We start from the raw sequence: 25,261 nt of genomic DNA on the forward strand, positions 1-25,261 counted from the left end.
ATGTCATCATCGTCGGCGGCGGGATCGTCGGCTCCACGCTGGCCCTGCTGCTGGGTGAAGCCGGCTGGCAGGTGGCCGTGGTCGATGCGGCGCCGGCGCCGGGGAGCGATGCGCGCCTGGGGCAGGGCAAACCGGCGCTGCGCGTCAGTGCGTTGACGGCGGCCTCGCAGCGTCTGCTGATGGCGCTGGACGTCTGGCCCTGGATCGCTTCCCGCCGGGTGTCCGCCTACCGGGGCATGCAGGTCTGGGACGCCGAAGGTAGCGGCGAGGTCGACTTCGGTGCCGACGAGGTGGGTGTCGATGCGCTTGGACATATCGTCGAGAACGACCTGCTGTTGGCCGGACTGGCTGGACGCCTGCAGTCGCTACCCAACGTCGAGTGGCTGCATGAGGCTCGAGTGACCGGCTACGAACGCCGACAGAGCGTGGCTCGCGACGGTATCCGCCATGACAGTGACGCCGTGATAACCCTGGATGACGGGTCGCAGCGATGGGCACCGCTGATCGTCGGTGCCGACGGCGCCAACTCCCCGCTGCGGGCGATGGCCGGTATTCCGGTCAGCGAACGCGAGACCGGCCAGGCTGCGGTGGTGACCACCGTGCGCACCGCCGTCGGTCATGGCTTCGTCGCGCGCCAGGCTTTCCTCGCCTCCGGCCCGTTGGCCTTCCTGCCGTTGGTCATCGACGGTCGGGACGACCACTGTTCGATCGTGTGGTCCACCACCCCTGGCGAGGCCCGGCGATTGACGGCGCTGGCCGATACCGACGAGGGGCGAGCGCAACTGGGCATCGAGCTCGCCCGCGGATTGGGCGAGCGGCTGGGCGACGTCGAGGTCATCGACGCCGCGCCACACTTCCCGATCACCCAGCGTCATGCACAGCGTTACGTCGACGACGGCCTGGCGCTGATCGGCGATGCCGCCCACAGCCTGCATCCGCTGGCAGGACAGGGCGTCAATCTCGGCTTGATGGATGCCGCGGTCCTCGCCGAGGAGTGGGTACGCGCCAGACGGCGCGGTGCGCCGCCGGGAGACCGACGCATCCTGGTTCGCTACGAGCGCCGCCGACGCAACGAGAACGCGGCCATGCTCGCCGCCATGCAGGGCTTCCAGCGGTTATTCGGCAGCCGGCAACCGGCGCTTCGGCTCGCCCGCAACTGGGGGCTCTCCGGCGTGAATCGCCTCATGCCGGTGAAGCGGCTGCTGATTCGCCAGGCGCTGGGGGAGTACGGCGATCTACCCGAGCGGTGTCGATGAAGGACTGGTCCGAAGATTCGACACTTCTGACAGTTCTCGCTGAGCGAGAGAGGAGGTTGCATCAGCCAATCGTCAGACGCTCGCCGATGGCCATTTGCCAGTATTTGCACCCTGATTTCTATGAAGTGGGTCGCTCCGGGCAGCATTACACGCGTGACGACGTGCTCAAATCAGCGTACGAGGACCAGGCGAGCCTGGATATCAGAATCCATGCAGAAGGAGATTATTGTCTGCGTCTTTCGGCAGAATCCGCGCTGCTTTTCTATCGTTCCGCAAATCTTCGTTCCGATGGGTCGTGCGAGCGTTGGGCCAGACGCTGCTCCCTCTGGTGGTTAACGTCAGGAAGTTGGCAATTGCGCTTTCACCAGGGAGCGCCCATCTAGCCCCTGTCGTGAAACGGCTGCCTTTTGGGCAGCCGTTGCATCGTTATCTTCCGATCACGCTGGCTCGCGGCTCGTCAGGGAGCGGGCTTGGCGCTCTCCTGGGTGGCAGGGGCTGACGCCGCCCGGGGTCGCTGCACCACGTTGAGCGCCTTGAGCAGGTTCAGCGCCTCTCCCAACTGGTAGTCGTTGGCCGCGACCGGGGTGTCGGGGTTGTCCGCCGCCTGGTCGGGATTGCCGTTCAGCAGGTGCCCGCGCAGGTTGGACTCGCGAAGCTGGAAGCCGCTGTTCTCCTCGACCTCCAGGCGGCCGCTGACCACGCGGACGTCGGGTTCGATGCCCTCGGCCTGGATCGAACGCCCGCTGGGGGTGTAGTAGCGCGCGGTGGTGAGCTTGAGCCCGTCGCCGTTGCCCAGCGGCATCACCTGCTGCACCGAACCCTTGCCGAAGCTGCGCGTGCCCATCAGTACGCCACGCCCTTGATCCTGCAGCGCCCCGGCGACGATCTCGGCGGCGGAGGCGCTGCCCCCGTTGATCAGCACTACCAGTGGCACGTCGGGAGCCGTCGTGTCAGCGTGAGCGGTAAAGCGCATGTCGTCATCGACCAGCCGGCCCTTGGTGTAGACCACCAGTCCGCTGGAGAGGAATTGATCGGCCACGTCGACGGCGCTCGAGAGCACGCCACCGGGATTGTTGCGCAGGTCGAGCACCAGCCCCTTCAGCGGCCCCGGTTTCAGCAACGACTCCAACGCGTCATGCGTCTGCTGGCCGGTCCGGCTCTGGAACTGGCTGATCCGCAGATAGCCGTAGCCGGGCTCCAGCAGACGGCTGGAGACGCTCTCGGACTGGATCGATTCGCGGGTCAGCGTCAGGTCGCGGGGCTCCTGTTCGCCATCCCGCAGCAGCAACAGCTCGATATCGGTACCGGCCTTGCCGCGCATCAGGTCCACGGCTTCCTGCAGGCTCAGATTGCTGGTCGGCGTGCCGTCGATGGCCACGATGCGGTCGCCCGGCTGAATGCCGGCACGGGCGGCCGGGGTGTCGTCGATGGGCGCGATGACGGTGAGCTGGTCGTCACGCAGGCCGACCTCGATACCGACGCCGCTGAACTCGCCCTCGGTGCTCTCTCGCAGGTTCTGGAAGGCATCGGCGTCGAGATACTCGGAGTGGGGGTCGAGCTGGCTGAGCATGCCGCGCATGGCGTTGCGCAGCAGGGTCTTGTCGTCGACCTGCTCCACATAGGTACGCTTGATGCGCTCGAAGACCTCGGCGAAAGTCTGGACATCCTCCACCGGCAGGCCGTTGGCGGCATCCTGCTCCGCCTGAGTGGGCGCTGCGGCGGCGCTGTCGCCCTGGGCCTGGGCGACCGGGACCAGGCCCACGATCAGTACCAGTGCAGATAGCAGCGCAGCGCCCAGCGTGTGGACGAAGTCGGCTCGCCGGGCGAGAAGATCCGCGCGGGCAGGCCCTTGCTTCAGGCGGCTTGAATTCATGCGGTCTCCGCGACTCGAGCTGGATGGACTCGCCAGCGCCGGTGATCTCGGCAGTCTGGCTCATGCCGGTACCCGAGGCGTCTGGCGATACCGATACCCGTGAAGGAACGGCGTTTGATAACCCAGCATAGCGTTTCGCCGGGTCGATGATCCAGCTTGCCGATCAGCGTTTGGCAATCCAGCTGCCGGGATTGATCGGGTTCCCGTTCTGACGTACCTCGAAATAGAGTGCCGAACGCGACTGACCGCCGGTATTGCCGACCGCCCCCACCGTCTGCCGGTTGGAGACCTGCTGCCCGGGATCGACGTCGATCTGCTGGAGATGGGCGTAGAGCGTGAGAATGCCGTCGCCGTGGTCGAGTATCAGCAGGTTGCCGAAGCCGCGCATCCAGTTGGCGAAGACCACCCGGCCGGCATGAACGGCCTTGATCGCTGTCCCTGCCGGCGCCCCGATCAGAATACCGTTGCGATTGATGCCCTCGCCGCTGCCGTAACTCGACAGCATCGTCCCCTGCACGGGCCACGGCAGGCCGCCTTTGGTCTGACGAATGTCGGTCGAGGGGGGCGGTTTGTTCAGGTTGGCGAGCTCTTTCTGCATGCGGTCCAGCAGGCGTTCGACGTGGGCGCGGTCCTGGTTGAGATCCTCGAGACGGGACTGCTCGCTGTCGTAGCGGCCGTTCAGCTTGGCCACCAGGGCCTGACGCTCCTTCAGGCTCGATGCCAGGCGCTGCTGCTGCTGCTCGAGATCGGCCTGGACCTCGTCCAGACGCGAGCGCCGCCGATCGATCTCCGCCAGGTTGTCGTCGAGCTGGCGGTTGATCTCCCGGAGCTGATCGAGGCGCTCCCGGCGCGCCGACGACAGCGCGTTGAGATAGTGCTGGAGTCGATCGACCTCGGCAGGGTCGTCCTGATTGAGCAGCAGCTTGAGCTGCGGCGTGGTACCGAGGCGATAGAGCGCATCGAACTGCCGCGCCAGCGCCTCGCGCTGCCGCTGGCGATCCTCGGCGAGGCCCTGGCGTCGCTGCTGGAGGTCGGCGACCTCGTCGTCCAACTGCCGGCGCTCCGCCTGCAGCGAGTCCAGGCGTTTGTGGGTCTGGCCGATCGCCGTCTCCACCTGCTCCAGGTCATCCTGGGCGTCGCCACGAGCGGCCTGGGTATCTTCCAGCTTGCCCTGCAGCGCCTGGATGTCGGTGGCCAGGCTGTCCAGCCGCGCGCGGGCCTCCTGCGGGTTGGCCTGGCCAAAGACAGGGCCGGCCAGCAGCAAGCTGCCGGCCAGCAGGAGAGAGAGCCCGTTTCTGCGTTGCCCGCGCCGACATGAGAGGCTGTCTTTGCTGGGTGTCACGTCGGGCGGATCCTGTCGTGGGGAGTGGCCTGGGACGAGCCTGCGTTACGCATCATCGATCAGCACGTTACCCGTCATCTCCTCGGGGGCTGGCTTACGCAGCATGTGCAGCAGCGTCGGTGCCAGGTCGCACAGCCGCCCATCCGACTTGAGCCGGGCCGCCTTGTCGCGACAAACGTAGACCAGCGGCACCATGAAGGTGGTGTGAGAGGTGTGGGGGTTGCCGGTCTCGGGATCGACCATCATTTCGGCGTTGCCGTGATCGGCCGTGACCAGGCATTCGCCGCCTGCCTTCTCGATCGCCTCGACGACGCGGCCCAGGCAGGTGTCGACGGCCTCGATCGCCTTGGTGGCGGCGCTCAGGTCGCCGGTATGACCCACCATGTCGCCGTTGGCGTAGTTGCAGATGATCAGGTCGTACTTGCCACCCTCGATCGCCTCGACCAGCGTATCGGTGAGCTCGAAGGCGCTCATCTCCGGCTTCTCGTCGTAGGTCTTGACGTCCTTGGGCGACTGGATCAGGGCGCGATCCTCGCCGTTGAACTTCGCCTCGCGGCCGCCGGAGAAGAAGAAGGTGACGTGGGCGTACTTCTCCGTTTCGGCGATGCGCAACTGGGTCAGACCGTGGCTCTCCGCCACCTCGCCCAGGGTGTTGACCAGATCCCGCGGCGGGAAGGCGACCGGCGCGTTGATGTCGTCGGCGTACTGGGTCAGCATCACCAGTCCCTCGCCGGCCAGCTTGACCCTCTCGCCCCGGTCGAAGCCATCGAAGTCCGGTTCGACGAAGGCGCGGGTCAGCTCGCGGGCGCGATCGGCGCGGAAGTTGAGGAACAGCGCCGCGTCGCCATCGGCCATGACGATCTTGTCGCCGGCCGGCCGCACGGCAGTGGCGGCGACGAATTCGTCGGTCTCGCCGCGTTCGTAGGCTGCCGCCAGGCTGGCTTCGGCACTGTCGGCGACATGCTCGCCCTCGCCGAAACGTACCACCCGGTAGGCCTTCTCGACACGATCCCAGCGATTGTCGCGATCCATCGCGAAGTAGCGGCCGACGATCGACGCGACGAAGCCGTTGTCGGCACCGACCAGTTCGGCCAGCCGGGCGTTGGCGCGCTCGAGCGAGGCGCCGGCGCTCTTGGGCGCGGTATCGCGACCGTCGGTGAAGGCATGGAGGTAGATTCGCTTGGCGCCGCGCTCGGCGGCCAGGGCAGCCACGGCCAGCAGATGGTCTTCGTGGCTATGGACGCCACCGGGAGAGAGCAGGCCCATTAGATGGACGGCCTTGCCGTTGGCGACCGCGTCGTCGATCGGTGCGGTGAGCGATTCGATGGTTTTCAGTTCGTCGTCCGCGATCGCCTTGGTGATACGGGTGAAGTCCTGGTAGACGATCCGGCCGGCACCGATGTTCATGTGGCCGACTTCGGAGTTGCCCATCTGGCCTTCGGGTAGGCCCACGTAGTTGCCATCGGTGTGAATCAAGGTGTTGGGGTAATCGCGCTTGAGGCGATCCATCACCGGGGTGTCGGCGGCGGCGACGGCGTTGTTGGCGCTGTCGTCGTTCTGGCCGTAGCCATCGAGAATCAACAGTGCGACGGGACGCGGAGTGCTGGAAGTATCTGCCATGACAAGCCTCGAAAAATCGGATGGGCGGCGTGAGTCGTGTCGAAACCTAGCGTTCGGCACCGGAGATGCTGGAACCTGCCGTTGTGGAGTTCGTCGTTTTGAAACGAAGGCTCCAAAGGATAGCGCACCGGGCGAGTCGGGTCAGCCGTCCGCCTCGCGCTTGCCTCGTTTCACCGACGCCCTCGTGTATAATGGCCGGCGCCCGCAAGCGGGCCAGGATTTTCAGCCGTTCGCGTCCCGAGCCACGAAGGCTTCCATGCCGAGGTGCAAGACGCGTTTTGACGCAGACGCGCCAAGGGCGGAGTCGCACGCCATGAAGGCGTTTCGCGATCCCATTGGCCCCAGATTTAGAGTGTCGGCAGACCCATGATCGATCAGTTGTTCGAATTCGTCGAAAACCACCCGCTGCTGGTCAGCGCCTTCCTGGTCGTGCTGCTCGCGTGGTTGGCGTTCGAGGCCAAGCGTGGCGGTGCCTCCGGTGTTTCCACCACCGAGACCACCTCGCTGATCAACCGTGAAGACGGCGTGGTGATCGATATCCGCGAGAGCAGCGAGTTCAAGGCCGGGCATATCGCTGGGGCCAAGAACATCCCGCAGTCCCGACTCAAGGAGCGACTGCCGCAGATCGAGAAGTACAAGGACACGCCGGTCATCGTGGTCTGCAAGCAGGGGCAGTCTGCCGGTGCCGCCGTCACCGAACTCAGTCAGGCCGGCTTCACCCGGGTCTACAAGCTCAAGGGCGGCATGGCACAGTGGCAGGCCGACAGCCTGCCGGTCGTGCGCCGCTGAGCAGGGCGCCGCTCGCCGAATCGCCATCGCCATGCTGTCCGGCACTCCGGCCGGTCATCATGGCCAGTCATTCAGGAACGTAAAGGAAACGCATCATGGCGGAAGACAACAATCAGCAGGGTTCCCAGGAAAAGCCGCAGCTGCAATTCTCCCTGCAGCGCATCTACGTCAAGGACATCTCGTTCGAGTCGCCCAACGCGCCGAGCGTCTTTCAGCAGCCGTTCAAGCCCAAGGTCGGTCTGGATCTCGATACCACCAGTCAGTCGGTGGGTGAGGATCTCTACGAGGTCGTGGTCAAGGTGACCGCCCAGGTCTCGAACAACGAAGATGGCGCCACGGCGTTTCTGGTCGAGGTCGAGCAGGCGGGCCTGTTCCGCATTTCCGGCCTGGCCGGCGACCAGTTGGATCACACGCTGGGCGCCTTCTGCCCCAACGTCCTGTTCCCCTATGCGCGGGAGTGCATCGACAGCCTGGTCAGCCGTGGCAGTTTCCCTCCGCTGATGCTGGCACCGGTGAACTTCGAGGCGATGTACGCCCAGAAGAAGCAGCGCACCGCCCAGGCCAGCGAAACCACCCAGTAAGCCCGAGTCATGGCCAAGCCACGCATCCATGTCGCCGCCAGCCTGATCGCTGGCGGCGACGTCGTTCTGCCCGAGGGGCCGGCGCGTCACGTCGCGCTGGTGTTGCGACTTCGCCAGGACGCGCCGTTGATCCTGTTCGACGGCGAGGGCCGCGAGGCGCAGGCTCGGCTGGTCGAGGTGGGCCGCAAGCGGGTCGTCGCCCGGATCGACACGGTGGCCGCCGGTGGCGGTGAATCGCCGCTGTCGGTACATCTGGGGCAGGCGATCTCCAAGGGGGATCGCATGGACTACGCGATCCAGAAGTCCGTCGAGCTCGGTGTCGCAGCGATCACGCCACTCTACGTCGAGCACGGCGATGTGCGCCTCAAGGGCGATCGCGAGGCGAAGAAACTGGCCCATTGGCAGGGGGTGGCGGTCAGCGCCTGCGAGCAGTGCGGGCGGGCCAGCGTACCGACGATCCATTCGCCACGGCCGCTGGCGGAGTGGCTCGGCGAGCGCGACGAGGCGCTGCGCCTGGTGCTGCATCCCGCCACCGACGACAGCTGGCAGCAGGCGGATTCGGTCGAATCCGCCGCGCTGCTGATCGGCCCCGAAGGCGGGCTCAGCGCCACCGAGGTCGATATCGCCCGCCGCGCCGGCTTCCAGCCGCTCACCCTCGGGCCGCGCATTCTGCGTACCGAGACCGCGCCGGTGGTCGCGCTGGCACTGCTGCAGCATCACTTCGGGGATCTCTAGCCGCAGGTCAGGTGCATCGCGTCAGGCGGCCCGTCGCCGAATGCCGGCCAATAAAAACACCCCGCCAGCCGAGGATCCGGTTGGCGGGGTGTTTTTACGTTGACTCGCTGACGGCTGCTGGCGTGTGCGGTGCCGGGCGATTACAGCTCGAGATCGTACTCGACGATCAGCGGGGCGAACTCGCTGAAGGTCGCATCGGTATCGATCCAGGCGTCCTTCACGTTACGCCGGAAGTTGGGGCCGACGATCTGGTAATCGAGGCGCCACCCTTCCTGACGAGTCCGCGATACTTCCTGGTCGAGCATGGGCCACCAGGTGTACTGGTCGGCATCCCGGTTGACCTCGCGGAAGGTGTCGATGAAGCCGGTCGGGCCGAACACCTGATCCATCCAGGCGCGCTCCTCGGGCTTGAAGCCGGGGGTCGTCTGGTTGTCGGTCCAGTTGGCGAGATCGAGCGTCTTGTGCGCGATGTGCCACGTTCCGCAGATGATGTACTCGCGACGCTTGCGAGCCATCTTGTTCAAGTACTCCAGATACTGGGTCATGAACGTCTGCTTGGCCGCCGGGTCGTCGTCGCCGCTGGGCATCAGGAAGGTCGCGATGCTGAAGCGGTCGTAGTCGGCCTGCAGGAAGCGACCTTCGTTGTCGCACTGCTCGAAGCCCAGCCCGTACATGATGGCCTTGGGAATCTTGCGGCAGTAGAGCCCGACCCCGGAGAATCCATCCTTCTCGGCATCCAGGAAATAACCTTCGTAACCTTCCGGATAGAGGATGCTGTCATCGAGCTCGAAGCTTTTGGCCTTCAGGTTCTGCACGCAGACGACGTCAGCATCCTGTTCGGCCAGCCAGTCGAGGAAGCCCCGCTCGACGGCCTCTCGGATCCCGTTCACATTGATGCTGGCGATTTTCATACAGTGTTCCTTCTTTGTCGCGCGTGTATGATACCCGAGCTTGAAAGGTTTAGGTAAATGACTGCTTCGTTTGGCCAAAACGGCAGCGGCCCGTCAAGAACCATGAGGCCATACATAAGGACACAGGGAGACCCGGGGTGAGCGTCGAGATTCAGCCGTATCAGCAGGAGTTCATCGAGTTTGCGATCGCCGAAGGGGTGTTGCGCTTCGGTGAATTCACGCTCAAGTCCGGTCGTGTCAGTCCCTATTTCTTCAATGCCGGCTTGTTCCGCTCCGGCCGTGCCCTGGCTCGCCTGGGGCGTTTCTACGCCAGTGCCATCGCCGACAGCGGTATCGAGGCCGATGTACTATTTGGTCCAGCTTACAAGGGTATACCGCTGGCGGCGAGTACAGCCGTTGCTCTGGCCGATCATCATCAGCGCGACCTGCCCTTTGCCTTCAACCGCAAGGAAGCCAAGACCCACGGTGAGGGCGGCAACATCGTCGGCGCCGAGCTGCGCGGCAACATCCTGATCATCGACGATGTCATCACCGCCGGAACGGCAATCCGCGAGGTCATGCAGATCATCCGGGATGCCGGTGCCCAGGCCGCTGGCGTCGTGATCGCGCTCGACCGTCAGGAGCGCGGCCAGGATGACGATGGCTTGAAGCCGCACAGCGCCATCCAGGAAGTCGAGGCGACGTATCATATGCCGGTTGTCAGCATCGTCAACCTCGATCAACTCCTTGCGTATCTCGAAACCCGACCAGGCCGCGGCGACGACGGCGCTTCCCTCGCCCAGCATGCCGAAGCCATCCGCGACTACCGCGACCGCTACGGTGTCACCAGCGCCCATTGAGCCGAGACCCGACGGCGAAAACCGCCTCCCCGGCTGCTACGATTTGCCGCAGCCATCTCGCGGCAGGGCGTTACAAAAGGTTTAAAAACACCGTTTGATAATTTCCCGAATTATGTCACGCTTAAGCGCGTGGTCCAACGCGTTTCGACGCGAATCTCGGGAGACGTATCATGATCAAGCGCAACAGGATGAAACATTGGGGCTTTGCCCTTGCCACAGCGACCTTTGTTTTCGCCAGTCAACAGACGATGGCGTTGAGCGTATCCGCCAACGGTGGCGACGAGTCCTTCGGTGTCGAAGCCAGCCAGTCCATCCTGCCCTCCGTGCGAGCCGGTGTCGGTTACCTGAACACCGACGACAGCGGCCACAACGCCAAGGCCTACTCGGGCTCGCTGATGTTCACGCCATGGCTGCCGGGCATCGATCTCGCCGTTGGCGGGCGTTACCAGTATCAGGACACCCACTACGGCAATGGCGGCGGTCTGGGGCTCGGCGGTTCGGCCTTCGTCGACACGCCCATCCCGTTGACCTCGATCGGTGCCTACGGCTTCTATACGCCGGACGGCCTGACCAGCGGCGACGTGGAAAAGAGCTACGAGTACGGCGCCCAGGCGCGGGTCAACATCATCTCGCAGACCTACGTCTACGGCGGCTATCGCTATATGCGTACCGACTTCGACAATGACGATGGCCGCACGCTGGACAGCGGACCGGTGCTGGGCGTCAGCGTCGGCTTCTAGACTGTACTGAGCTACCACCGCGCCGGGGTCGGGGCGCGGTGGAAAACGGCGCCGCCTCCCAGCTTTTACAGTGGAGGCGGCGTCGGGTTTGGGGCGCTGTAGAAAGCTGCGCCGATTGCGTATGATGCAAGAGTCACCCGCCTCCGAGCTGGCCGCCATGCTTGATATCGTGCTGTTCGAGCCCGAAATCCCGCCCAACACCGGCAATATCATCCGGTTGTGCGCCAATACCGGATTTCGCCTGCATATCATCGAACCGATGGCCTTCGAACTCGACGACAAGCGCTTGCGCCGCGCCGGGCTCGACTATCACGAGTGGGCCCGCGTCCAGGTCCACGCCAACTGGGCCGCGTTTCTCGAAACCGTCGGGCCGGAGCGCGTATTCGGTGTCTCGACCCGGGGTCGCCACGGTTATCATCACATCCACTTCCGCGAAGGCGATGCCCTGGTCTTCGGTCCGGAAACCCGCGGCCTGCCCCAGTCGATGCTCGAAGCGCTGCCTCCCGCGCAGCGGCTGCGCATCCCGATGCTGGCCGACAGCCGCAGCCTCAACCTCTCCAACGCCTGCGCCATCATCGTCTTCGAGGCGTGGCGACAGATGGATTTCGTCGGCGCAGTGGATGTCTAGGCGTCAGTTAGCCAGGCGCCGGGTCATGAACACGCTGTAGGGATCTTCGCGGTAACTGCCGAACGGCTCGCAGTAGGTGAATCCGAACGCCTGGTAAAGCCTTCGGGCCGGGGCGAAGTGCGCCATCGGGCCGGTCTCCAGACTCAGCCGCTGCAGGCCGGCGGCACGCGCCTCCTCGATCAGGTGCGCCAGAATCGCCCGCGCCACGCCTTTGCGTAGATGGTTCGGATCGGTGCGCATCGACTTGATCTCGGCGTGCGTATCGTCGAGGCGCTTGAACGCACCGCAGCCGAGCAGCTCGTTATTTTCCCAGGCGGTATAGAAGTGAACCTCCGGGCGTCGCAGCCCGTCGAGATCCAGCGCGTGGCGGCTCTCTGGCGGGGAGTGGGGCTCGAAGTCCTTGAGATGCGCTTCCAGCATGGCGGCGATTTCAGGGCCGCGGAGATCGTCTCTTTTGATCTGCATGAGGTGTATCATTCCCGTCCGTTGTTCTTTTCCGATACTGTCTTCGTCTCTGCGATTCTGCCTCCATGTCCGATATTCGCCAACGCCTCGCCAAGCTCAACCCGCGTCAGCAGGAAGCCGTTCGCTTTATCGATGGCCCGTGTCTGGTGCTGGCGGGCGCCGGTTCCGGCAAGACCAGCGTGATCACCACCAAGATCGCCTATCTGGTTCAGGAGTGCGGCATGAGCGCGCGCAAGATCGCCGCGGTCACCTTCACCAACAAGGCGGCCCGCGAGATGAAGGAGCGCGTCGGGCAGATGCTCAAGGGGCGTGAGGGTCACGGGCTCACCGTCTCGACCTTCCACAACCTGGGGCTCAACATCATCCGCCGCGAGCTCAAGGCGCTGGGCTTCCGCCCCGGCTTCTCGCTGTTCGATCCGGAAGACGCCAAGGCGCTGCTGCGGGATCTGATGCAGAAGGAAGCCGACACCGACGCCGAACAGATCAACGGCGTGCAGAACCAGATATCCCAGTGGAAGAACGACCTGGTGCTGCCCGGGCCGGCGATTTCCCATGCCGAAGACGAAGACCAGCAGTATGCCGCGCGGATCTACGAGGCCTACAACCGTCATCTCAAGGCCTACAATGCGGTCGACTTCGACGACCTGATCATGCTGCCGGTGGTGCTGCTCAAGACCGATCCCGAGGCGCTGGCGCGCTGGCGCAAGCGCATCCACTACATGCTGGTGGACGAGTACCAGGACACCAACGTCAGCCAGTACCAACTGGTCAAGATGCTGATGGACGAGCGCGCGACGTTCACCGTGGTGGGGGACGACGACCAGTCGATCTACGCCTGGCGTGGCGCCCGGCCGGAGAACCTGGTGACGCTGGGCGAGGATTTTCCGCGCCTCAACGTGATCAAGCTGGAGCAGAACTACCGCTCCACCGCCACCATCCTGCGCGCCGCCAACACCCTGATCGCCAACAACCCCCACGTCTACGAGAAGACGCTGTGGTCCGACATGGGCCAGGGCGATCCGATCCGGGTGGTGGTCAACCGCCACGAGGAAGCCGAGGCCGAGCGGGTGGCCGGCGAGATCCTCACCCGCCGGATCAAGGAGCGTGCCGAATGGCGCGACTTCGCCGTGCTCTACCGCGGCAACTTCCAGGCGCGGCTGCTGGAGCTCAAGCTGCAGCATCACCAGATCCCCTACAAGCTCTCCGGCGGCACCTCATTCTTCTCGCGCAACGAGATCAAGGATGCGATGGCCTACCTGCGGCTGTTGATCAACCCTGACGACGACAACGCCTTCCTGCGCATCGTCAACGTGCCGCGCCGGGAGATCGGCCCCGGCACGCTGGAGAAGCTCGCCAACTACGCCTCCGAACGCAGCGGCTCGATGTTCTCCGCCTGTCACGAAATGGGGTTGGAGCAGGTGCTACCCACCCGCGCCGTCGAGCGTCTCGGCCGCTTCGCTCACTTCATTGATGGCGTGCGCAAGCGCATGGACCAGGGGGACGCCATCGCCGCGATCCGCGAGATGATCCGCGACATGGACTACGAAGCCTGGCTCTACCAGAACGCCAGCGCGCCGACCATCGCCGAGCGCCGCATGGCCAACGTCTGGACCCTGATCGACCAGCTTGAGAAGTCGATGCACCGCGACGATGAGGAGGGCGAGGCCAGTGAGGAGACCGACGACGTGCAGTCGGCGATCTCGCGGCTGGTGCTGCGCGACATCCTCGAGCAGCAGGCCGAGGAGGATGACTCCGACCGGGTCCAGCTGCTCACCATGCACGCCTCCAAGGGGCTCGAGTTCCCTCATGTCTACCTGATGGGGCTCGAGGAAGAGCTGCTGCCGCACCGTAATGCCATCGAGTCCGGCACCATCGAGGAGGAGCGCCGCCTGGCCTATGTCGGCATCACCCGCGCCCGGCGCACGCTGACGCTGACCCTCGCGCGCCAGCGCAAGGCCTACGGTGAGCTGCTCGACTGCACCCCGAGCCGCTTCCTCGACGAACTGCCGGCGGACGATCTGGAGTGGGAAGGCCGCGCCGACAAGGAAAACCCCGAGAAGAAGCAGGAGCGCGGCCAGAGCGCCATCGCCGGGCTGAGATCGCTGCTGGGGTAGCGGGCGGCATCTCGGCCCGGTAGGCGTCTCACACCCGATCGAAATCCGGGCTGTGTTGGCGCCACTGCTCGGCGGCCTGGCGCATCGCCTGGGTGAACAGGGCGATGTCGTTGGGGCCGGCAACGAAACGGTAGCCGCTCTGGTGCAGTTCCTGGATGCCGCGCCCCGGCCCGGTAATGGTGCCGAGCCAACGCCCGCTGGCGCTGATACGCTGTTCCAGGTCGACGATGAGTTCGCGCACTGCCGGGTCCTCCAACTGCTCCAGCTTGCCCATCGAGCCGGCCAGGTCGTTGGGGCCGATGAACAGCATGTCGAGCCCTGAAACCGCGGCGATCGACTCGACGTCGCGAGCGGCATCGAGATGTTCGATCTGTGCGATCAGCAGCAACTCGTCATTGGCGATGCGGGCGTAGTCGGCGATGGCGCCGAAGCCCGAAGCGCGCACGATCGGCGCGGCGTAACCGCGATTCCCCTGGGGCGGGTAACGGCAGGCGTCGACCAGCGCCCGCGCTTGGCCGGCGTCGTTGATCATCGGCGCCATCAAGGAGCGTACCCCCATATCCAGTACGCGCTTGAGGTAGGCCGGATCGTTGGCCGGCACCCGCAGCACCATCTCGCCTCCGGCCGCCTCGATCGCCCGCAGCAGGTGCGCGGTCTGTTCAAGGCTGGCGATGCCGTGTTCGTTGTCCACCAGCAGCGTGCGCCAGCCAGCGCCAATGGCCGCTTCGGCCAGCTCGGGCGAGGCGCTCTCCAGCCACATGGCACTCAAGGTCCTGCCCTCTCTCAAGGCCTGCTTGAGTCGATTGCTGCGTTTCATGCACGATCTCCCTGCGATGCGTGGGGCGCAGCGGCGTGGTGCCGTGCGCGGTGGTTTTGGGTCAGGCCGCGTCCCACCAGCCACAGCCATACGCCAAGCGTGACCACACCCAGCCCGGCGGCCCAGGGGCGCTCGAAGAAGGCGGTCATATCTCCCTGGGACTTGATCATCGAGGTCATGAAGTTGTCCTCGAGGATCCGCCCCAGCACGATGGCCAGAATGGTGGGGGCGAGCGGAAAGCCGTTGGCCTCCATGGCGTAGCCGAGCAGCCCCAGCGCCAGCACGATCCAGATCGCCATGACCGAGTTGGTGATGGCGTAGGCGCCGACCAGCGAGAACAGCAGCACGATCGGCATCAGCACCCGCCGCGGTACGCGCAGAATCCAGCTGGAGACGAAGATCACCGCGAGCCCGGCGGGGATCATCAGCAGGTTGGTCAGGGCGAAGGCGCCATAGAGGGTGTGTACCAGCACCGGCGAGTCGGTGAAGATCTGTGGCCCGGGGGACATCCCGTTGAGCAGCAGGATCCCGATGGCGATCGCGGTGACGCTGTCGCCGGGGATGCCGAACACCAGCGCCGGCGTCCAGGCGCCGCCGATGGCGGCGTTGTTGGCCGCGCCGCCGTCGACGACCCCCTCCACGTAACCCTTGCCATAGCGCTCCGGGTGACGCGAGCGGCGCCGCGAGACGGCGTAGCAGATCCAGGCGGCGATGTCCGCGCCGGCGCCCGGCAGCGCGCCGATCAGCGTACCCAACACGCTGGAGCGGGCCAGGTTGCGGCGAAAGCGAAGCAGCGTGCCGGCGGCGCGGCGGATCGCCAGTCCCGGCCCTTCCTGGGTCCGGCCCGCCGGACGTTCGCGGCGGGGGTTGCGCAGACCGCGCAGCATCTCGCTGAACGCGAACAGGCCGATGATCGCGGGGATGAAGCTGATGCCGTCGAACAGCTCGTAGTTGCCGAAGGTGAAGCGCGGGTAACCCACCGCCACGTCGATCCCGATCGAGGCGATGAACAGGCCGATGAAGAGACTGGCGAAACTCTTGGCCAGCGGGGCGTTGCTGGTCATCACCGCGCAGCTCAGTCCCAGGCAGGCCAGCCAGAAGGTTTCGAAACTGGTGAACTGGAGCGCGATACGGGCCAACTGTGGCGCCAGCAGCGCGAGCAGGATCACGCCGACCAGCCCGCCGAAACTGGAGGCGAACAGTGACACGGCGAGGGTCGAGCGCGAGCGCCCGGCCTGCGACAGGCGATGAGCGTCTTCGACGTAGGCGGCGGACGCGGGTGTCCCGGGGATGCGCAGCAGGGCGCCGGGAATGTCACCCGCGAAGATGGCAGTGGAAGTGGTAGCGACGATCGCCGAGATCGCCAGCAGCGGGTCCATGAAGTAGGTGAAGGGCACCAGCAGGGCTACCGCCATGGTGGCGGTCAGGCCGGGCATCGCGCCGACGAAGGTGCCGTACAGCGTACAGGCGGCGATGATGGCGAGGTTGCCCGGGTCGAACAGGGTCGAGAGCGTGTCGGATAGCATGGCGTTCACCAGGCGATCGGCGTCAGCAGGCCCCACGGCAGCGGCACGTGGAGTAGCGAGTAGAACAGCGCATGGACCAGCGCCGTCAGCACCGCCGCCAGCACCAGGGCTTGGACGGGGCGCAGGCCATACAGGCAGGCACTGAGCGCGACCAGCGGCGGCGTCGCCACCAGGAAGCCCAGAGGCTCCAGCACCACGGCATAGAGCGCGACCAGCGCCAGCAGCGCGATGCCACGCCACGGGCCGGGGCGTATGTTCGACGCAGCCGTGGGCGCAGCGGCCTGCGCCTCGTCCGCGGTGGCGGTAACTGATGGGCGGTCACGGCGCCGCGCGGAGAGCAGAATGAGCGCGCCGCACGCCATCATTCCCCAGGCCGCGATGGTGGGAAACAGCCCCGGGCCGTAGGCCATGCCGGCCATGGACGGAAAGCTCGCCGCGCGCCAGCAGACCAGCGCGCCTAAGATCATCAGCAGGGTGCCCGCGATCCGGTCGCGCTGGCGTGCTGACGCACCGAGTGTCATCGCCATTACTGCGCCAGCCCGATCGCCTGAATGACCTGGCCCAGCTGGCGGTCGGTGCGTTCGAGCGTCGCAGCGGTCTCGGCGCGATCCTCGAATATCACCGGGGCGCCTCGGCTGCGGCGGAATTCGGCCCACTCGGCGGTATGCACGGCCCTGTCGATGGCCTGTTCATAGGCGCAGGCGATCTCGTCGGGTAGCCCGGCAGGCGCGCTCATGGTGACGAAGGCGCTGAGCTTCCAGCCGCTGTCGAGCACGTCGGCGGTGAGCGGCACGTCGGGCAGCTCTGCCATCGGTTTGTCGCTCATGTAGGCCAGCGCCTCGAGCTGCCCCTGCTCGACCTGCGGCAGTGCCTCGGAGAGCGCCGGGGTCGCCACGTCGACGCCACCCGCCATCAGTTCCTGCAGCGCCGGACCGGCGCCCTGACTGGGCACCCAGCGGATGGCGTTGGGATCGAGACCCTCTGCGTGGAGCATGCCGGCCAGCGCCAGGTGCCAGATGCCGCCCTGGGCGGTGCCGGAAGCGGTGAGTTTGCCGGGGTCGGCACGCGCCGCATCCAGCAGTTGATCCAGCGTCTGGTAGGGCGAGTCGGGCTTGACCAGAACGCCGGCGGCACTCCGGTCGATCAGCGCCAGAGGCGTCAAATCCTCATAGGTCAGCGGCGTCAGCCCGATCCAGTGCATGGTATCGATCTCCACCGTGGCGGCGCCGATGGTATAGCCGTCGGGTCGCCCCCGGGCGAGCACCGTGTGGCCCACCACGCCGTTGCCGCCGGTGCGGTTGACGACGTTGAAGGGCACGCCCATCTCCTGCTCCAGCAGGTTGGCCAGGCGTCGGGCGTTGGCATCGGTACCGCCGCCGGTGCCCCAGGGCACGATGACGGTGACCGCTCGCTCGGGTTTCCAGGTGCAGGCGGTGGGCGCCTCGTCCGCGCCGGCCGACGGGGCGAGCGAAGCGATCAACAAGGCCACCAGGGCGGCTTGCGAGCGTGTGACAACGGCTGTCAGGCGAGACATCGACATATCGCGCGATCCTCCGTGGGAAGACGATGGGCTACATGGCGGAACGGCAACGTTAGTTGCTATATGGCCGATTTTTACGCAATTCAATCGATTGAACCAATGCGACGTTGGTCTCCCTGTCGGACAGTGGTGAGTCGCCGTCGGCGGGCGGGTGTGAGAGGATGTGGTGGGATTCGGGGCGTGATGGACCCGTCATCCACACGAGGAGGCCAGTGCGACATGGGGCGTCGACCGACACTCAAGACGATTGCCGAGGAGGTCGGTGTCACCGTTTCCGCGGTGTCGCTGGCGCTGCGTGACGACCCGCGCATCTCCGTGGCGACGCGAGAGCGTATCCAGCGCTCGGCGGCGACGCTGGGCTACGTCTACAACCGCCACGCCGCCGGCTTGCGGCGGGGTGACAGTGGCACTGTGGCGGTTTGTCTCAATGACCTGAGCAACCCCTTCTTCACCGAGTTTCTCGGGCATATGGAGGCTCGCTTTCGCGAGGCCGGGCGGATGATGCTGTTCGGCCACGCCAACGAATCCCTCGATGTACAGGCCCAGTTCATTCGGCAGATGGTCGAGCACGGCGCCGCCGGTCTGATTTTGATTCCGGTGGCGGGCACCCGGCGTGACGATATCGCCGGCGAACGGGCGCGCCATCTGGAGAACTTCCCGGTAGTGCTGATCTCACGCGATGTCGAACAGACGCCCTACGACCGGGTCATCAATGACGATGCCCTGGGCGTGCAGCTACTGTTCGATCATCTTTATGGGCTGGGGCACCGACGCTTCGTCTGGCTGGGCGGTGGCAAGGAGACCTCGACCGCTCGCGATCGGGAGCGCGCCTTCATCGAAGCGATGCGGGCGGCGGGGCTATCCGTCGATGACGAGACGATCCATCACGGCCCGACCTCGCTGGCCTTCGGCGATACCATGCTCGAACGCTTGCTGGGCACGGGCGAACCGCCGACCGCTGTGCTCTGCTTCTCCGACGTGATCGCCTTCGGGGTGTTGGCGGCTTGCTATCGCCATGGGCTGCGCCCCGGCGTCGATCTCTCGGTGACCGGATTCGACGACATGGGGGCGGCGGCCTATTCGTCGCCCGCCCTGACCAGTGTACGAGTACGCACGGACCGGATAGGGCAGCGCGCCAGTGAGCTGCTGGGGGCACGGATGGCCGGCGATCGGCGCCCGCCGGAGCGGGTCGTCATGCCGCCGGAACTGGTGGTTCGCGATAGTAGCGGGCCGGCGCCGGTGACTCGCCGCTAGCCGTTGTCGGGCCGTTTGGCGCTGGCCGATCGCAGTCATCGAGACCATTATCACCATTCAGCCATCGGGAGAGATGACGATGAACACGATCGAGCTATGGCAACAGGCCCGCGACGAGGCGATGACGATCTCGCGGCAGGAGCCGCTGTTGACCCCCTTGATGCTGGGCGCGGTGCTCAATCGCTCGACACTGGGCGCGGGGTTGGCCTATCGCCTGGGCCAACGCCTGGCGCACCCCGATCTGGCGGCCAATCAGTTGATCAAGCTGTTCGACGAGCTGCTGGCCGGCGATCCCTCGGTCGGCGAAGGCATCGGCCAGGATCTGACCGCAGTGATCGAACGCGATCCGGCGATTCGCCAGGTCACCGAAGTGCTGCTCTATCTCAAGGGGTTCCACGCCTTGACCGTGCATCGCTTCGCCCACGTGCTGTGGCAGAGCGGCCGCCGGCAGATGGCGCGCTATCTGCAGAGTCGCAGCTCGGAAGTGTTCCAGACCGATATCCACCCCGCGGCACGGGTCGGCAACGGTGTGTTCATCGATCATGCCACCGGCGTGGTGATCGGCGAGACCACGGTCATCGAGGACGACGTCTCGCTGCTGCAGGGCGTGACCCTGGGCGGCACCGGCAAGGAAGCGGGGGATCGCCACCCCAAGGTGCGCCGTGGCGTGCTGATCGGTGCCGGCGCCAAGGTGCTCGGCAATATCGAGATCGGCGAAGGGGCCCGTATCGGCGCCGGGTCCGTGGTGCTGAAGACGGTGCCGCCTCACACCACGGCGGTTGGCGTCCCGGCGCGTATCGTCGGCGATGCCGGCTGCGCGGCACCTTCACGGGAAATGCAGCATTGCCTCGACAAGCCACTGGAACCGGAAAATCCGGCTCGGACCACGCCCGCCAACGGCAAGCTCTGCTGCGGGCGCTAGGACGATCTCAATCCAGCGTCAGGCGATCCGCGAGAAAATCGGTCAGGTCGACGTTATCCAGTGCATCCAGCCAGGTTACCGCGAAGCTGCCGGGGCCACGTGCCGCCAGTTCGGCTCTTTCGGCCGCAGCGGCAGCGTGTGCATGGGCACAGATCATCGCATCCAGCGGCGTGTCGGCGACGGCGAGATAGGCGGCGATCAGCGCCCCCAGCGCGCAGCCGGTTCCGGTCACCCGGGGTTGCCAGGCGCTTCCGCCATGGACGCCCACCGTCACGGCATCGGCCGTGGTAGTCGAACGGCCCAGCAGGCGGTCGGTCCGGCCCGAGATCGCCACGCCGTCGCTCTGCGCCAGTAGCTGGCGGGCGGCCGCCAGCGCATCCCCCGAGTCGTGCTGGGTATCGACGCCGCGCCCGCGGGTGCCGTTCTCAGCCAGGGCCATGACCTCAGACGCGTTGCCGCGAATCACCGCCGGCCGATGGGCCATCAGGGTCAGACTCAGCTCTCGCCGCAATGGCAGCGCCGCCGCGCCGACGGGGTCGAGCACCCAGGGCGTCCCCGACCGGCTGGCGGATTGGCTGGCCCGTTGCATCGCGGCCACGCTATCGGCACTAGGGGTACCCAGATTGATCAGCAAGGCATCCGCGGCCGCTGCCAGGTCTTCGACTTCGTCGGGATGATCGGTCATCGCCGGAGACGCCCCGGCGGCCAGCAGCACATTGGCGACGAAATTGACGGTGACCTGGTTGGTCAGGCAGTGCACCAGCGGCGCACGCTGGCGTAGGCGGCCGTGTGTCGCCAGCAGGCGGCCCTGCCATTCGGTCGTTTGAAGCGGGGTTTCGGTCATGTCGTCATCGGGTTTTGTCGGCGATCCGGTCGACGATCGCCAACCGGGTCGTCAAACACCAGGCCGGCAGACGCGCCGGAGTCGCCAAGGAGAGTATCGAGCGCGTGTCACTCCCATCGCCGGTCGTTGATCGGCGATGCGTCCGTTTCAGTATAATCACGACTCGGCATCGCGAAAGCCGTCGCGACGCCGCGCCGTGGCTGGACAGCCAATGGCCGAGCGGGTAGGATGGCCGCGCTGTTGGCGGGCCACTCGGCTATCCACGCCATTCGGCACGACGTCACGTCATCGCGCGCCCATAGCTCAGCTGGATAGAGTACTGCCCTCCGAAGGCAGGGGTCGCAGGTTCGAATCCTGCTGGGCGCGCCATCTGGATTTCCTGAGCGTTCCGAGAAAGTCCAAAATAGAAAGAAAAACGCTTAAAAATCAGTAGTTTTTGCTCCCCCTTCTTCCTAAGCGTTCCTATCGAATCCAGCCGCAATGTGGTATAGATCACGGTATATACCCGTGTTCGGAAAACCTAGCTATACCCCAATGCCGCTAACTATCAGAAAAATCGAATCAACCAAGCCAGGCCCCAAACCGATCACCCTCATCGATGGGGCGGGATTACAACTTGTGATTTCGAACACAGGGAGCCGAGGCTGGCGCTTGCGCTACACCCGACCCAACGGCAAGCGCAACATGATGAGCCTGGGGAGCTATCCCGAGGTGACGCTCGCCGAGGCTCGCGAGAAACGCACGGACGCCCGCCGACTACTGAGTCAGGGCATTGATCCGGTCGAGCGTCGCAAGGAGGAGAAACGGGAGCAGCAATTCTCCCAGCAGAACACCTTCCGAGCGCTCGCGCATGAGTGGCACGCGACGATGGCGCCAAGGTGGAAGGCTAGCTCCAAGCGATCCAAGGAGAGCATCCGGTCGCTCGAGAACTACATCTTCCCGACCGTTGGGGACAGACCCATCGAGACGGTTAAGCCGCTAGAGTGGTTGGAGCTCTTGAAGCGTCTCGAGCAAGCCGGCAAGTTCGAACAGCGGCGCAAGGTGCACTCGTTCTGCCGTGACATCTATCGCTTTGCTGTCATCACTGGCAGGGCTTCACATAATCCCCTCACTGATCTAAGCGGCGCGTTGACCCCACACAGGCAGAAGAGCTTCCCGCACGTCTCGCAGGAGGAACTACCGGCGCTGGTCGAGGCCATCGAGAATTACCATAACCCGCTGGTACGAATCGGGCTGAAACTGCTGCTGATGACGGCGCTACGGCCAGGGGAGATGCGGCAGGCGCGATGGCGGGAGATCGACCTCGAAGGGGCTATCTGGAGCATACCCGCCGAGCGGATGAAGATGGGGCGATCACATCGAGTACCTTTGCCTAAACAGGCCGTCGCGGAATTGCGCAAGCTGCACGTTATGACGGGCCAGTACGGCCTACTGTTTCCCGGTCGCAACGACCCCACCAAACCCCTATCGGACGCTGCCTTCGGCGTCGCGCTCAAGCGTATGGGCTACCAGGGCCGGCACGTGCCACACGGATGCCGGCATGTCGTTGCAACGGGCCTCAAGGAGCTAGGTTATCCCGGCGAATGGATCGAGATGCAGCTCTCCCACAAGTTGCCGGGAATTCAGGGCGTCTACACCCACGCTGAGCACATGGCGCCTGAGCAGCGACCGGTGATGATGCAGTTTTGGGCAGATTGGCTTTACCCCTTGAACAGCGAGGCAGATTGATGAGCCGCTTTTCCTGCAAGGTTTGTGGTGGCCCTGCCAAAATTCGCTCCAGTAAGATACTGGCCGAGGGTTATCGCGTCCTCTATCTCGAGTGTAAGAATCTGGATTGCAGAGCTCGGTTCAAAATTGACGACATCCAGCAGCCGCTAACCGAAGAAGAGAAAATCGAGAAATTCGGAATCAAGCGACTGGCTCTCTCAAGTAGTGCGCTTCTGATCATCGATCAACAGGTTTGCATGAAGGATCGCGGGATCCTTAATCGCAATAATCATGATGCCGAGAAATACATCACAGAGCTGCTCGCCATTTGGCGTAAACGTGAGCTCCCAGTCGTTCACATTCGGCACATCTCTCGTGAAGCGAAATCCGGGTTTGCCCCCGGGCAAAGAGGCGCAGACTTTCAAGCCGATTTCAGACCCTTGAAAGCCGAAGCTGTGTTCGAAAAGAACGTACCGGATGCCTTTATCCACACCGGGTTGGAGCGATGGCTCAGAGTGCGTGGGATAGAGAATTTAGTGGTCTGTGGAGTATCGAGCGAAAACTCGGTGGAGGGCACCGTTAGGACTGCCGGCAATCTTCAATTCCACGTATGGGTGCCTGAGCGCGCCTGCTATACGTTTGCCAAGAAAGACTATTTCGGCGCGTCAAGAACTGCCGAGGAAGTACACGCGATGGCAATGACCAATCTCAACGGCGAACACGCCCAGGTTTGCGGTCATGAGTGGTTACAACTCGCGCTGAAGTATTGGTCGGCTACGTAAGCTTCGATTTATTTGGCCGCATTTGTCCACATTCGTTTGTATTTATCCCGCCGTTAAACGACGCCGCTACTTGGCACGATTTGTCAACGAAACGCGTCTACTCCGCGTTTGCTGTGAACGCCTGTTCTACAACGCAGATCGCTCGAACTCCTGCCATGACCCCGGCAAGCTGATCACGTTCCGAGCCGGAATCGCTCGGACACGTCATCAAAGCCACCGAGGAATCACCATGGCCAACGTCTCAACGACAACCGCTTTCCAGAAGGTCGAGCGCATCGAACTCGGCAACCGCCTGTTGCGCCGCCGCGATGTGGAGCTCAAGACCGGCAAGAGCCGATCCGCGATCTATGCCGGCGTCAGCAACGGCACCTTTCCGGCACCGGTGCCGATTGGTGACAAGAGCGTCGCCTGGCTCGAGGAGGAGGTGGATAGCTGGATCGCCGCCCGCCTCGCCGAGCGCAACCGCACGCTGGCCGGCCGCCAGATCCAACACTTCGCCACCAACGCCCAGGAGGCCCGCGCATGAAACGTTTCACACTGACCGTGGGCGAGCAGTCGCTCAACTTCACCGAAGACGATATCCCTGCACTGGACGAGGCGTTGAATGTCGCCACCAACCGCGCCGGCCGCGAGGTAGTCCGCCATAGCGCCAGCGGCTCCCGCGTGGCGGTACTGATGGAGCGCACCGGCAGCGGCGGCAAGCATTCCACGCTGCCCCGCGATCCCAATACCGTCTTGATGCGCGATCTGCATCGCGGCCCGACGTTCGAGACCGACTGCTAGACCGCCCGCACTCCGACCCAACCCGAATCGATTTACACAGCCGCTCGACGTTCACGCCGAGGGGAACAGGGAGGCTTTGTGCCTACGAAACGCGAAAACCCCGGTCAGCGTGGGGCTGCCGGGGCTCTCAAAGACACTCAATGCACCAACGATCCTACCAAAATCCGGCGCGGTGTCACGCCCCGACACACGCCGATTGGCCGGGGGTTGGCGCTCGCCATTCGTCATCCTTTGGCCGGGGAGGGCTTGCGCCTTCCCAAAGGATCCGGCTACGATGCTCGCGTTACGGCAAAATCCGTAACCGGGCGTGAGAACCCGAGTTCACAAAGGCGCTACAGCGCCCCTAACTTTGCAGGCGCTTTTTTTGTGCCCGCAAAGCGTCGTTATGGCGGCTGTGCGTGGGCGGGCTTCGGCCCGGCCGGTTTCCTTTGTGACCGGTTTCTCACCCCGCGTACAGTCGCCACCCATCGCGTGAGAACGAAGGTTGGCGGCTCCAATCACAAAGGAGCTGGCCCCATGGCAGAACACGCCACCAGTGCGTCCGCACGAACCGATATTACCCTCGACCAAATCGCTACCGCGCTCATCGGCGCTAATCTGATTCGTTTTCGAGTCAACCGTCGCCCCGACCAACTCCAGTACCTGATGGGGCTGTCGCGGATGGCCGCCGAATTGGGCGTGCTGTCCCGTGACGAACATCGCAAGCTGCTCGAAGATCTCGATGCGCTGCTGGCCGAGGAGGTGCGTCGTGGATAAGCGCCTCGAGCAAGCCAATTGCCTGACCGAGACCGATTGCCTGTTGATCGATCCACGCAGCGACCGCGAGACGTTGCTGGACAACGCGGAGATGCGGCTCGACGCGATCAAAGATCTGATGTTCACGCTCTCGACCATGAACGGGCGTGACCGCGATCTGACGTCGGTCGATCTCTCCAACCTGGCCACGGTGGCACGCTACCTGATGGGTGATGCCAGCGATCTGCTGGTGGCGGCGCGGCGCATCGACGCCCAACAGCGTGTGGCAGCGAGAGCTTATGCCCAAGCGCCGGTTGCACGACGCGCGGGAGGTGGCCATGTCTGAAGTCGTCGCCAAGATCCAGCGCGTGTCCCGCGCCTCACTGGCCTACGCCGAAACCCTGACCCGGGAGTGGCTGCCGCAAGGCAGCCGCCAGGGCAGCGAGTGGGTCGCCCGC

General features: G+C 64.8%; 27 protein-coding genes and 1 tRNA gene. 18 read left to right on the top strand and 10 right to left on the bottom strand.

Going from position 1 to position 25,261, the window contains the following annotated elements; translation table 11 throughout:
* The coding region (locus tag Q0602_RS13500; RefSeq protein WP_367276973.1) for an FAD-dependent oxidoreductase at nucleotides 1-1,256 on the top strand (1,256 nt) is incomplete at its 5' end.
* Nucleotides 1,253-1,639: a nuclear transport factor 2 family protein gene (locus Q0602_RS25360; RefSeq protein ID WP_365676810.1), complete on the top strand. Its 387-nt coding sequence runs from the start codon at nucleotides 1,253-1,255 to the stop codon at nucleotides 1,637-1,639. The genes Q0602_RS13500 and Q0602_RS25360, both read left to right, overlap by 4 nt.
* A gap of 74 nt (nucleotides 1,640-1,713) precedes the next feature.
* Here the strand turns inward: Q0602_RS25360 and Q0602_RS13505 are convergent, their stop codons facing one another.
* From Q0602_RS13505 to gpmI, 3 genes are all read right to left on the bottom strand, one after another.
* On the bottom strand, nucleotides 1,714-3,129 hold the full coding sequence (locus tag Q0602_RS13505) for a S41 family peptidase (RefSeq protein WP_298844191.1): 1,416 nt from the start codon (nucleotides 3,127-3,129) through the stop codon (nucleotides 1,714-1,716).
* A 163-nt stretch (nucleotides 3,130-3,292) separates the two neighbouring features.
* A complete protein-coding gene (locus Q0602_RS13510) occupies nucleotides 3,293-4,471 on the bottom strand; it encodes a peptidoglycan DD-metalloendopeptidase family protein (RefSeq protein ID WP_298844194.1) in 1,179 nt (392 codons plus the stop codon).
* Between the two features lie 45 nt (nucleotides 4,472-4,516).
* Nucleotides 4,517-6,091, bottom strand: coding sequence for a 2,3-bisphosphoglycerate-independent phosphoglycerate mutase (gpmI, locus tag Q0602_RS13515; RefSeq protein ID WP_298844197.1), 1,575 nt, complete (start codon nucleotides 6,089-6,091; stop codon nucleotides 4,517-4,519).
* 366 nt (nucleotides 6,092-6,457) lie between these two features.
* Between gpmI and Q0602_RS13520 the strand changes: the two genes are divergently transcribed.
* From Q0602_RS13520 to Q0602_RS13530, 3 genes are all read left to right on the top strand, one after another.
* On the top strand, nucleotides 6,458-6,880 hold the full coding sequence (locus Q0602_RS13520; protein ID WP_298844200.1) for a rhodanese-like domain-containing protein: 423 nt from the start codon (nucleotides 6,458-6,460) through the stop codon (nucleotides 6,878-6,880).
* Between the two features lie 95 nt (nucleotides 6,881-6,975).
* Nucleotides 6,976-7,461 (top strand): protein-export chaperone SecB, encoded by a 486-nt coding sequence (gene secB / locus Q0602_RS13525; RefSeq protein ID WP_295035460.1) that lies wholly within the window; start codon nucleotides 6,976-6,978, stop codon nucleotides 7,459-7,461.
* A 9-nt stretch (nucleotides 7,462-7,470) separates the two neighbouring features.
* Nucleotides 7,471-8,196: a 16S rRNA (uracil(1498)-N(3))-methyltransferase gene (locus tag Q0602_RS13530; RefSeq protein ID WP_298844204.1), complete on the top strand. Its 726-nt coding sequence runs from the start codon at nucleotides 7,471-7,473 to the stop codon at nucleotides 8,194-8,196.
* Between the two features lie 140 nt (nucleotides 8,197-8,336).
* On the opposite strand, the gene Q0602_RS13535 is transcribed toward Q0602_RS13530, so the two are convergent.
* Nucleotides 8,337-9,107 (bottom strand): exodeoxyribonuclease III, encoded by a 771-nt coding sequence (locus Q0602_RS13535; RefSeq protein ID WP_298844207.1) that lies wholly within the window; start codon nucleotides 9,105-9,107, stop codon nucleotides 8,337-8,339.
* 137 nt (nucleotides 9,108-9,244) lie between these two features.
* Between Q0602_RS13535 and pyrE the strand changes: the two genes are divergently transcribed.
* The 3 genes from pyrE to trmL all read left to right on the top strand — a co-directional run bounded on the left by pyrE (nucleotide 9,245) and on the right by trmL (nucleotide 11,314).
* Nucleotides 9,245-9,946: an orotate phosphoribosyltransferase gene (pyrE, locus tag Q0602_RS13540; protein ID WP_298844211.1), complete on the top strand. Its 702-nt coding sequence runs from the start codon at nucleotides 9,245-9,247 to the stop codon at nucleotides 9,944-9,946.
* A 170-nt stretch (nucleotides 9,947-10,116) separates the two neighbouring features.
* A complete protein-coding gene (locus Q0602_RS13545; RefSeq protein WP_295035455.1) occupies nucleotides 10,117-10,686 on the top strand; it encodes a YfaZ family outer membrane protein in 570 nt (189 codons plus the stop codon).
* Between the two features lie 157 nt (nucleotides 10,687-10,843).
* Nucleotides 10,844-11,314 carry a tRNA (uridine(34)/cytosine(34)/5-carboxymethylaminomethyluridine(34)-2'-O)-methyltransferase TrmL gene (gene trmL, locus Q0602_RS13550; protein WP_298844270.1) on the top strand — a complete coding sequence of 157 codons (471 nt, stop codon included), beginning with the start codon at nucleotides 10,844-10,846 and terminating at the stop codon, nucleotides 11,312-11,314.
* A 3-nt stretch (nucleotides 11,315-11,317) separates the two neighbouring features.
* Here the strand turns inward: trmL and Q0602_RS13555 are convergent, their stop codons facing one another.
* Nucleotides 11,318-11,779 carry a GNAT family N-acetyltransferase gene (locus Q0602_RS13555; RefSeq protein ID WP_298844215.1) on the bottom strand — a complete coding sequence of 154 codons (462 nt, stop codon included), beginning with the start codon at nucleotides 11,777-11,779 and terminating at the stop codon, nucleotides 11,318-11,320.
* 65 nt (nucleotides 11,780-11,844) lie between these two features.
* On the opposite strand from Q0602_RS13555, the gene rep reads away from it, so the two are divergent.
* A complete protein-coding gene (gene rep, locus Q0602_RS13560; RefSeq protein WP_298844218.1) occupies nucleotides 11,845-13,893 on the top strand; it encodes a DNA helicase Rep in 2,049 nt (682 codons plus the stop codon).
* A 28-nt stretch (nucleotides 13,894-13,921) separates the two neighbouring features.
* Here the strand turns inward: rep and Q0602_RS13565 are convergent, their stop codons facing one another.
* The 4 genes from Q0602_RS13565 to Q0602_RS13580 are packed head-to-tail and all read right to left on the bottom strand — an operon-like array spanning nucleotide 13,922 to nucleotide 17,776.
* The gene (locus Q0602_RS13565; protein WP_298844222.1) at nucleotides 13,922-14,710 is read right to left on the bottom strand and encodes an aldolase/citrate lyase family protein; all 789 of its coding nucleotides are present in this window, start codon (nucleotides 14,708-14,710) and stop codon (nucleotides 13,922-13,924) included.
* Nucleotides 14,707-16,236: a tripartite tricarboxylate transporter permease gene (locus tag Q0602_RS13570; RefSeq protein ID WP_298844225.1), complete on the bottom strand. Its 1,530-nt coding sequence runs from the start codon at nucleotides 16,234-16,236 to the stop codon at nucleotides 14,707-14,709. The genes Q0602_RS13565 and Q0602_RS13570 overlap by 4 nt, the downstream gene beginning before the upstream one ends.
* Before the next feature lie 5 nt (nucleotides 16,237-16,241).
* A complete protein-coding gene (locus Q0602_RS13575) occupies nucleotides 16,242-16,763 on the bottom strand; it encodes a tripartite tricarboxylate transporter TctB family protein (RefSeq protein WP_298844228.1) in 522 nt (173 codons plus the stop codon).
* A complete protein-coding gene (locus tag Q0602_RS13580; protein ID WP_298844231.1) occupies nucleotides 16,763-17,776 on the bottom strand; it encodes a tripartite tricarboxylate transporter substrate binding protein in 1,014 nt (337 codons plus the stop codon). The genes Q0602_RS13575 and Q0602_RS13580 overlap by 1 nt, the downstream gene beginning before the upstream one ends.
* 219 nt (nucleotides 17,777-17,995) lie before the next feature.
* On the opposite strand from Q0602_RS13580, the gene Q0602_RS13585 reads away from it, so the two are divergent.
* A complete protein-coding gene (locus tag Q0602_RS13585) occupies nucleotides 17,996-19,030 on the top strand; it encodes a LacI family DNA-binding transcriptional regulator (RefSeq protein WP_298844235.1) in 1,035 nt (344 codons plus the stop codon).
* A gap of 79 nt (nucleotides 19,031-19,109) precedes the next feature.
* A complete protein-coding gene (gene cysE, locus Q0602_RS13590; protein WP_298844237.1) occupies nucleotides 19,110-19,952 on the top strand; it encodes a serine O-acetyltransferase in 843 nt (280 codons plus the stop codon).
* A 7-nt stretch (nucleotides 19,953-19,959) separates the two neighbouring features.
* On the opposite strand, the gene thiM is transcribed toward cysE, so the two are convergent.
* Nucleotides 19,960-20,796, bottom strand: a complete 837-nt coding sequence (gene thiM, locus Q0602_RS13595; RefSeq protein ID WP_298844240.1) for a hydroxyethylthiazole kinase — start codon at nucleotides 20,794-20,796, stop codon at nucleotides 19,960-19,962.
* 292 nt (nucleotides 20,797-21,088) lie between these two features.
* Here thiM and Q0602_RS13600 point away from each other — a divergent pair.
* From Q0602_RS13600 to Q0602_RS13630, 7 genes are all read left to right on the top strand, one after another.
* Nucleotides 21,089-21,165: transfer RNA gene (locus Q0602_RS13600), tRNA-Arg, on the top strand.
* A 165-nt stretch (nucleotides 21,166-21,330) separates the two neighbouring features.
* Nucleotides 21,331-22,524: an integrase arm-type DNA-binding domain-containing protein gene (locus tag Q0602_RS13605; protein WP_298844243.1), complete on the top strand. Its 1,194-nt coding sequence runs from the start codon at nucleotides 21,331-21,333 to the stop codon at nucleotides 22,522-22,524.
* Nucleotides 22,524-23,285 (top strand): isochorismatase family protein, encoded by a 762-nt coding sequence (locus tag Q0602_RS13610; RefSeq protein WP_298844246.1) that lies wholly within the window; start codon nucleotides 22,524-22,526, stop codon nucleotides 23,283-23,285. Before Q0602_RS13605 ends, Q0602_RS13610 begins: the two co-directional genes overlap by 1 nt.
* A gap of 229 nt (nucleotides 23,286-23,514) precedes the next feature.
* Complete coding sequence (locus tag Q0602_RS13615; protein WP_276232980.1) at nucleotides 23,515-23,811, top strand: AlpA family transcriptional regulator; 297 nt, start codon at nucleotides 23,515-23,517, stop codon at nucleotides 23,809-23,811.
* Nucleotides 23,808-24,068, top strand: a complete 261-nt coding sequence (locus Q0602_RS13620) for a hypothetical protein (protein WP_298844257.1) — start codon at nucleotides 23,808-23,810, stop codon at nucleotides 24,066-24,068. The genes Q0602_RS13615 and Q0602_RS13620 overlap by 4 nt, the downstream gene beginning before the upstream one ends.
* A 516-nt stretch (nucleotides 24,069-24,584) precedes the next feature.
* Nucleotides 24,585-24,824: a hypothetical protein gene (locus Q0602_RS13625; protein WP_298844260.1), complete on the top strand. Its 240-nt coding sequence runs from the start codon at nucleotides 24,585-24,587 to the stop codon at nucleotides 24,822-24,824.
* Complete coding sequence (locus tag Q0602_RS13630; protein WP_298844263.1) at nucleotides 24,817-25,149, top strand: hypothetical protein; 333 nt, start codon at nucleotides 24,817-24,819, stop codon at nucleotides 25,147-25,149. The genes Q0602_RS13625 and Q0602_RS13630 overlap by 8 nt, the downstream gene beginning before the upstream one ends.
* The last annotated feature ends 112 nt before the right edge of the window (nucleotides 25,150-25,261 follow it).

This window comes from uncultured Salinicola sp. (assembly GCF_937921195.1).
Lineage (GTDB): Bacteria > Pseudomonadota > Gammaproteobacteria > Pseudomonadales > Halomonadaceae > Salinicola.

Excerpts from the sequence above, each read along its gene's own strand:
- Q0602_RS25360 (WP_365676810.1), top strand. The coding sequence starts at position 1,253 with ATGAAGGACTGGTCCGAAGATTCGACACTTCTGACAGTTCTCGCTGAG.
- Q0602_RS13505 (WP_298844191.1), bottom strand. The coding sequence starts at position 3,129 with ATGAATTCAAGCCGCCTGAAGCAAGGGCCTGCCCGCGCGGATCTTCTC.
- gpmI (WP_298844197.1), bottom strand. The coding sequence starts at position 6,091 with ATGGCAGATACTTCCAGCACTCCGCGTCCCGTCGCACTGTTGATTCTC.
- Q0602_RS13520 (WP_298844200.1), top strand. The coding sequence starts at position 6,458 with ATGATCGATCAGTTGTTCGAATTCGTCGAAAACCACCCGCTGCTGGTC.
- secB (WP_295035460.1), top strand. The coding sequence starts at position 6,976 with ATGGCGGAAGACAACAATCAGCAGGGTTCCCAGGAAAAGCCGCAGCTG.
- Q0602_RS13530 (WP_298844204.1), top strand. The coding sequence starts at position 7,471 with ATGGCCAAGCCACGCATCCATGTCGCCGCCAGCCTGATCGCTGGCGGC.
- Q0602_RS13535 (WP_298844207.1), bottom strand. The coding sequence starts at position 9,107 with ATGAAAATCGCCAGCATCAATGTGAACGGGATCCGAGAGGCCGTCGAG.
- Q0602_RS13545 (WP_295035455.1), top strand. The coding sequence starts at position 10,117 with ATGATCAAGCGCAACAGGATGAAACATTGGGGCTTTGCCCTTGCCACA.
- trmL (WP_298844270.1), top strand. The coding sequence starts at position 10,844 with ATGCTTGATATCGTGCTGTTCGAGCCCGAAATCCCGCCCAACACCGGC.
- Q0602_RS13555 (WP_298844215.1), bottom strand. The coding sequence starts at position 11,779 with ATGCAGATCAAAAGAGACGATCTCCGCGGCCCTGAAATCGCCGCCATG.
- rep (WP_298844218.1), top strand. The coding sequence starts at position 11,845 with ATGTCCGATATTCGCCAACGCCTCGCCAAGCTCAACCCGCGTCAGCAG.
- Q0602_RS13565 (WP_298844222.1), bottom strand. The coding sequence starts at position 14,710 with ATGAAACGCAGCAATCGACTCAAGCAGGCCTTGAGAGAGGGCAGGACC.
- Q0602_RS13570 (WP_298844225.1), bottom strand. The coding sequence starts at position 16,236 with ATGCTATCCGACACGCTCTCGACCCTGTTCGACCCGGGCAACCTCGCC.
- Q0602_RS13575 (WP_298844228.1), bottom strand. The coding sequence starts at position 16,763 with ATGGCGATGACACTCGGTGCGTCAGCACGCCAGCGCGACCGGATCGCG.
- Q0602_RS13580 (WP_298844231.1), bottom strand. The coding sequence starts at position 17,776 with ATGTCGATGTCTCGCCTGACAGCCGTTGTCACACGCTCGCAAGCCGCC.
- Q0602_RS13585 (WP_298844235.1), top strand. The coding sequence starts at position 17,996 with ATGGGGCGTCGACCGACACTCAAGACGATTGCCGAGGAGGTCGGTGTC.
- cysE (WP_298844237.1), top strand. The coding sequence starts at position 19,110 with ATGAACACGATCGAGCTATGGCAACAGGCCCGCGACGAGGCGATGACG.
- thiM (WP_298844240.1), bottom strand. The coding sequence starts at position 20,796 with ATGACCGAAACCCCGCTTCAAACGACCGAATGGCAGGGCCGCCTGCTG.
- Q0602_RS13605 (WP_298844243.1), top strand. The coding sequence starts at position 21,331 with ATGCCGCTAACTATCAGAAAAATCGAATCAACCAAGCCAGGCCCCAAA.
- Q0602_RS13610 (WP_298844246.1), top strand. The coding sequence starts at position 22,524 with ATGAGCCGCTTTTCCTGCAAGGTTTGTGGTGGCCCTGCCAAAATTCGC.
- Q0602_RS13615 (WP_276232980.1), top strand. The coding sequence starts at position 23,515 with ATGGCCAACGTCTCAACGACAACCGCTTTCCAGAAGGTCGAGCGCATC.
- Q0602_RS13620 (WP_298844257.1), top strand. The coding sequence starts at position 23,808 with ATGAAACGTTTCACACTGACCGTGGGCGAGCAGTCGCTCAACTTCACC.
- Q0602_RS13625 (WP_298844260.1), top strand. The coding sequence starts at position 24,585 with ATGGCAGAACACGCCACCAGTGCGTCCGCACGAACCGATATTACCCTC.